Source organism: Vibrio sp. M260118 (genome assembly GCF_036533755.1).
Classification (GTDB): Bacteria; Pseudomonadota; Gammaproteobacteria; order Enterobacterales; family Vibrionaceae; genus Vibrio.
On record NZ_JATABG010000008.1, the window covers coordinates 24,221 to 31,064 of the forward strand.

5 protein-coding genes are annotated in these 6,844 nt (G+C 46.2%); all 5 read right to left on the minus strand.

Annotated features, from left to right (window positions below; genetic code table 11):
* Positions 1-142: 142 nt before the first annotated feature.
* The gene (locus QTO00_RS01305) at positions 143-1,030 is read right to left on the minus strand and encodes a DMT family transporter (protein WP_331422493.1); all 888 of its coding nucleotides are present in this window, start codon (positions 1,028-1,030) and stop codon (positions 143-145) included.
* A gap of 72 nt (positions 1,031-1,102) precedes the next feature.
* Positions 1,103-2,983: a methyl-accepting chemotaxis protein gene (locus QTO00_RS01310; protein WP_331422494.1), complete on the minus strand. Its 1,881-nt coding sequence runs from the start codon at positions 2,981-2,983 to the stop codon at positions 1,103-1,105.
* 274 nt (positions 2,984-3,257) lie between these two features.
* Entirely contained in the window at positions 3,258-4,673 is a 1,416-nt protein-coding gene (locus QTO00_RS01315) for an SLC13 family permease (protein ID WP_331422495.1), read from the minus strand.
* 169 nt (positions 4,674-4,842) lie between these two features.
* The gene (asd, locus tag QTO00_RS01320; protein ID WP_331422496.1) at positions 4,843-5,721 is read right to left on the minus strand and encodes an archaetidylserine decarboxylase; all 879 of its coding nucleotides are present in this window, start codon (positions 5,719-5,721) and stop codon (positions 4,843-4,845) included.
* A 102-nt stretch (positions 5,722-5,823) separates the two neighbouring features.
* The coding region (gene rsgA / locus QTO00_RS01325) for a small ribosomal subunit biogenesis GTPase RsgA (RefSeq protein WP_331422498.1) at positions 5,824-6,844 on the minus strand (1,021 nt) is incomplete at its 5' end.

A 6,844-nucleotide genomic window follows, 5' to 3' on the forward strand; every position in this document is an offset into this window, starting at 1 on the left:
ATTGTTTGTGAAATATTGTTGTTATCTTTCACCTTGCTTTCAGTGTGTATTTATTCAAATCATCAGTAATGTGATTATTTTAATACTATTGTCCAGTTCGTGAGCGAATCATAAAGTGGATTTTACCTATTTTACCAATAGCCTAACTGACAAGTATGCCAGTACCCGCGACGGCGACAATAGCACCAATCCAAGCGAAGCGGTTGGGCCTTTTCCCTGAATAGACCCAAAGTATAGGCAGTAACATGATTGGTGTCGTGGAAGATAATAGTGCCACCATCCCCACATTGCCCTCTTGAAGCGCGTATAGGATTAATGTCATACCTACCGCCATGGCGAGGAAGCCATTAACTGCGGTAATCGAGAAGATCTTAAAATTCATCGGTTGGGTGGCGCGAGCCAGTTGGGCTCCACTGAGGAAGAATAAGCAGTGTGCGGCGAAGGCTGTCATCATACGCATGGCGGAAGCGGCAACAGGATCGATAGCCGTCTGCATGACAGGTTTAGCAATAATCCCACCTAGTGCTTGGCATAGAGCCGCTAACAGACCCAGTCCAACGCCAACCCAGACATTACCTTTGATCGACTCGAGCTGGTTGTTGCTCTGGCCTTTTCTGCCAAAAAAGATCGCGGTTAAAACGCCGGAGAAAACGAGTGTCGAGCCGAGCAACTCGAGAGCTGTCATGGTTTCGCTAAACAGAAAGAAACCAAGAATAGCGGAAAAAACTGCGTGACAAGAGAAAAGCAGGCCCGCTTGTCTTGGTCCCATACGATTAAGGCAAGCAAACAGCGCGGTATCACCGATAAAAATACCGATTACACCTGATAGCATCATTGCAGAGATAGCATTGGTTTCGACGGTGGCCCATCCGCCAGTGAATAGCGCCATACCGCCTAAAATGACAGAGGTGCAACCCATACGCCAACGGCTGTAGGCAAACGTACCGAGATGTTGAGCGGGAACTACAGAGAGTAGGCTTGCCACCGCCCAGAGAAATGCAGCGGCAAGTGCCAGCCATTCATAACCCATCGACTCATAATCCTTGTGAGTTTGGAATATTTATGGCTGACAATATGCATTAAAAACAGTTTAAATCATAGGTTAAACCTTAAAGCGTCCCACTTCTTGGCGCATGGTTTCCGCTGAGTCTCGCATGTTGTTGGCACTTTCGCTGCTCTGTTGCGCTTGGGAAGCAAGCACATCTGAGGCATCTTTAATGCCCTGAGTATTGCGACTGATATCCTCGCTCACTGCGCGCTGCTCTTCCGCTGCACTGGCGATTTGTAGAGCCATGTCGTTGATTTCAGTAATCGCATCAGTGATATGACCTAGGCTTTCAGCGGCTTGCTGAGCGTAATCGACGCTAGTATCTGCCAGAGAGGTACTGGTCTGCATACTGTTCACTGCAAGTTTAGTGTTATTTTGCAGCGTTTCGATCATGTTGCGGATCTCTTCCGTTGACCCGTGAGTGCGTTGGCTAAGTACGCGAACCTCATCAGCAACGACCGCAAAACCACGCCCTTGTTCACCAGCACGTGCTGCCTCAATGGCGGCATTTAGTGCAAGCAAGTTGGTTTGTTCAGCGATCTCTTGGATAGTCGACAAAATTTGATTGATGCTTTGTGTATTATTTTCAAGCTCAGAGATAACCCCAGCCGCTGCTATCACTTGATCAGCGAGATCAACGATTGCTTGGCGGTTTTTCTGGATCACTTGCTGACCATCCTGACAAGCGGAAGAGGAGGTCTGCGAGGCGGTAGCGGTAAGTTCGGCATGGCTTGCTACTTCTGCTGCTGTTGCAGACATCTCATGAATCGCTGTCGCAATTTGATTCACGTCGTTTTGCTGTGCTTCAACTTGAGCGGCGGACTGTTGCGATAGCTCATTTGCTTGAGTTGCTTGGTTTGCCAACTTGTCACTGTGGTTAATAATGCCGCTGATCATCGCCTGCATCTGACTCAAGAAATGGTTAACGTGCTCGGCGAGTTCACCTATCTCATCTCGGCGTTTGATTTCGACGCGTTGCGTTAAGTCGCCTTCGCCTTTCGACAGTTGAGATAGCGAAGCCGACAAGTCTTGTAGAGGCTGTAGTAGCTTAGTTACCGTGTAAGTACTAATTGAAGCGATCACTAAATACAGGATGATCGAAGCAATTGCGGTGAACTGGATCTGCTCAGTTACGGATGCGTATGCCATCTCTTTGTCCATCACGATCCCCAAAGCCCAGTCAGTGCTCGGTACATTGGTCGCGTAGATAAGCTTATCCCCTTGCATTGGCCAATTTATTGTAGAAATAGAAGAGTTGTTTACAAGCTCTTTAATTTTTTCTGGGTTAAGTGCAGGGTTCAATTCAGTAAGGGCTTTTTGGCTTAGCTTCTCATCTTGGTAAGCAACGATATTATTGTTACCGTCGACTAAAAAGGTGAACCCGTCATTGTCGAGAGTGACTTGCAGAACTTCGTTGATGATATTGGTGACGGTTAAGTCAGCGGCTAGTACGCCTTTTCTTTCCCCATTGAATGATTTGGCAAAGCTGACGACAATGCTGCCATCAAAATCCTGGTAAGGTTCAGTTAAAATTAGACCCGAAGCGTTCATCGCATCTTTATACCAAGGGCGAGTTCGAGGGTCATAGTCGGCAGGCCAGTCTTCGGTTTTGTCACCGTAAGCGATTGAGCCGTCTTCAAATCCAGCATAAACGGACAGAAACTCACCTGCTTGCTTGGTAACTAGCATTTCGCGATCTGAGTTCGCTGACATTTGGATGGTTTTTTCATTGGCTAGCATCATGTCACTGCGAATTGATAGCCAATCACTAATGTAGCGAGTGGTCGCATGACTCACATTGGCAATTTCACTGTTAAGTGCGGAGGTGGTTTCTTGTTTCAGTTGGCTTACTGAAATCCACGCTTGAACCCCGCTTACAACGGCGATAACGATTGCGATCGCAATCTGAATTTTTAGTTTAATTGTATTTCTCATTGCCTTTCCTTATTTTCGAGACAATTAGTGAGAAAAGCGGAGTGGATGGATTAGGGAGATGATGGTTGCTGTAGGAGCATTTATCTGTCTTCGTTGCCACTTCCGCCGGATAGAGAACTCACATTGATTAGATGGTTGGGCGTTCTAATTGTTATTGACTGATTTTATATTTACAAAACGATAAATTGCATGATCTATGTACATAATTGTTGGCTATATGAGCAGATATTTACTAATTTGTGAGCTCTAGCCAACATTTTGTGCTGTTTGTTGTTTAGGTGAGTAGTAGCGCTCCCACGTACACAATAGCTAAACCGATAACACCTATGATGACACCTGTTTTGGCCATATCTTTACTCTCAATAAGCCCAGTCGAATAAGCGAGTGAGTTAGGTGGTGTAGACACAGGTAAAATCATGCCGAGAGAAGCGGAGAATGCAACCACGACTAGAAGGCCTTGTAAACCGCCTACCGCTGAGAGACTTTCCATTGACGCGCCTATGGCTGCGGCAATAGGCATTAGTAAGTTAGCGGTAGCGGTGTTAGACATAAAGTTCGCCATTAACCAACAGATGATAGACATGGTCAACACAACCGCGATTGGTGATAAAGTTTCGTAGTCAATGGCATGGGCAAGGGCAGATGCCAAACCTGTTTTGTCCAAACCAATACCGATAGCGATACCACCTGCGACTAACCAAAGCACATCCCAGTTGATCTGCTTAAGCTCCGCTTTGCCCATAATCCCGGTAAGCGTAAATACCGCTAGTGGAATGATAGATACCACGTAGGTGTTCATGCCATGCAGTTTGGTGGTCATCCACAACAAAATGGTTAGTGCAAAGGTGGTGTAGACGACGATGGCCCGCCAGTTCTTTTGAAACTGTCCATCAAGTTTTAGCGTCATGGTCTGTTGAGAAGAAGGGAATAGCTTTTGTAGCAAGAACCAAGCAATGGTTAGCTGAACAATGACAAATGGCAGACCCATCATCATCCAGGTCAAGAAATCGATGCTGTTTTCCCCAGTTAAATACTGAAGAGCAATGGCGTTGGGTGGTGTACCAATTGGTGTTGCGATACCACCAGTATTCGCGGCAATTGGAATACATAAAACTAGCGCTTTGATACCTATATCACCTTTGGGCGCAGAAGCAACAATAGGGCCAAGCAGAGCAAGCATCATTACCGTGGTTGCTGTATTCGACATAAACATCGAGAACACGGCTGTGATGAGCATTAAGCCAAGCATGATAAACCTAGGTTGATGTCCAAAAGGCTTGAGCAAAACACGGGCTAGGTTATTGTCTAACTCATACTTAGATGCGGCGATTGCCAAAGCAAAGCCGCCCATAAAGAGAATGATGATCGGCGATGAAAAAGCACTAAAAATATCAGTATATTTCATCAATTCGCCTAAATCATGTCCCGCTGGTGGGGTACGAAATAGGTGCAGACCTTTGTCGGAAATCATCACCAGTTCAAGGGCGATGATCAAAATTGAAGTAGCAAATACAGGAACGGGTTCTAGAACCCAAAGTAGTGCAGCCAAGAGGAAAATAGCCAACAGTCTGTGCTGAATTAACGTCAGATCATCAATTGGGATCCAGTCGATGGGCATGAAGAGAACAGCAATTGGTAGACCAAAGCTGATTAAGAGCTTGATGATGATTCCTTTGTCTACCTTTGGCATAGAGTCCCTTACCTCAAAAGTCCTAGCGAATCCATAGACTAATTTACAATTTATTTAAGGTCTTAGACCGAGTCTAGAGTTTTGATAAACAGTTGAAAATCTTACGAGAGATTTGCTTTAGGTCAAAAAAAAACCTCGCCGAAGCGAGGTCTTATCAATGTGCGAGAAATTACTCTGCAGCTGGTTCTGAAACCGCTTTATGTGCGTAAGGTGTGCCCATTACTGTTGATTGACCGTTTTGCATCGAGTTATCAAACTTCACCATGTCTTTGGCGAAAAGGTTGATAACGGTTGAACCAAGCTTAAAGCGCCCCATCTCTTCACCTTTCTTAAGAATGACCGCTTTATCGCCTTCGGCTGGGTAGTCCCATTTGTAAACCGTGTTGCCACGCGGTGGAGTGACAGTGCCTGCCCATACTTGTTCTATGCTACCTACGATAGTTGCGCCAACCAAAACTTGAGCCATTGGGCCAAATTCTGTGTCGAAAATACATACCACACGCTCGTTACGAGCAAATAGGTTTGGCACGTTTTCAGCGGTTAGAGGGTTTACTGAGAACAGATCGCCTGGGACATAAATCATCTGGCGCAGTGTTCCGTCACAGGGCATATGAACGCGGTGGTAGTCACGTGGAGATAGGTAAAGCGTTGCGAATTCACCGTCAGCAAACTCTTCCGCTAGTGCTGCATCACCGCCTAGTAACTCTTGCGCTGTGTAGTCGTGGCCTTTGGCCTGAATCAGCTTGCCATTAGTGATAGGGCCGAACTGGCTTACACAAGCATCCGCTGGGTGCGTGATAACTGTCTCTTCTTGTGTGATTGGTCGTGCGCCCTCTTTAAGCTCACGAACAAAAAATTCATTAAATGTTTCAAAGTGCTTCGGGTCTGAGTGTAAAGCCTCGTCCATATTGACGTTATATTGCTTGATAAACCACTTAATGATTGCTGTTGTTAGACCGCCAGCCTTAGCTGAAGCTAGCTTACCCATTAAACGAGTTAGGCCGTGCTGAGGGATCCAATATTGCAGTCCAACTTTAATCTTATCCATTGTGTTTCATTCCAATGCTATTTTCATGATTGACTATATTCTGGGCGCGAGATGTTACTCAAATTGCACCCAAAAGTCAGTAGTTGCGAGAGCAATTTGCGGCTACAAATCCGCTTTTTTGCTGCGAGAGTACTGTCGATTGGCTTTGTTCTCGGCCATGCTCTCAAGAATTCGGTGGTAATTGTCAAAGCGAATTTGGTTGATTTCACCATCTTCGACTGCCTGACGCAGAACACAGCCCGGGTCGTCGTTATGTTTACAATCTCGGAACTTGCATAAACCTAAGTAAGGTCTGAACTCAACAAACGCTTTGGTGATCTCTTCCGGCTCTAAGTGCCAAAGCCCAAACTCCCGAACTCCCGGTGAGTCGATTAAGTCGCCACCTGTAGGGATATGGTAAAGGCGCGAGGCTGTGGTTGTGTGCTGACCTAATCCTGAGTTTTCTGAGATTTCGCCCTCTTCAACATTGAACTGTGGCATCAGCGCATTAACCAGGCTCGATTTGCCCACACCAGACTGACCAACAAAAATATTGATGCGGTCTTTTAGCTCGGCTTCCAGTTCGGCAATGCCTTCGCCAGTTTGTTTACTGACAAACAGTACTTTGTAGCCAATATGCTCATATTCACTTAGCCAAGATTTGTATTCTGCCAGTTGTTCTGCTTCAAGAAGGTCAATCTTGTTTAGCACCAGCAGTGGCGCAATAGACAAGGTTTCAGAGGCCACTAGATAGCGGTCTATAATGTTCAGAGAAAGCTCTGGCAAAACAGAGGAGACGATGACCATTTGATCAACGTTAGCTGCAACGGGTTTTAGGCCGTCGTAGTAGTCTGGACGAGTTAATACTGAAGTTCGCGGTTCGACCGCTTCGACAACGCCACTGATGCCTTCCATCGATTCTAACCCCGGACGCCAAATCACTTTGTCGCCAGAGACAAGCGTTTCAATCCCACGGCGTAAGTTGCAGCGTTGGACTTCTCCACTTTCGAGATCTTCGATGTCTGCGTGCTGTCCAAAACGAGTGATAACCAGGCCAGATTTACTCCCTCCAAGCATAGATTCATCCCACTGGACTGCCTCTTCCTGCTTGAGTTTGCGTTTTTGGTTATGGCGAACACGCCTT

Coding starts and splice junctions, on each gene's coding strand:
- QTO00_RS01315 (WP_331422495.1), bottom strand. CDS start 4,673: ATGCCAAAGGTAGACAAAGGAATCATCATCAAGCTCTTAATCAGCTTT.
- asd (WP_331422496.1), bottom strand. CDS start 5,721: ATGGATAAGATTAAAGTTGGACTGCAATATTGGATCCCTCAGCACGGC.
- QTO00_RS01305 (WP_331422493.1), bottom strand. CDS start 1,030: ATGGGTTATGAATGGCTGGCACTTGCCGCTGCATTTCTCTGGGCGGTG.
- QTO00_RS01310 (WP_331422494.1), bottom strand. CDS start 2,983: ATGAGAAATACAATTAAACTAAAAATTCAGATTGCGATCGCAATCGTT.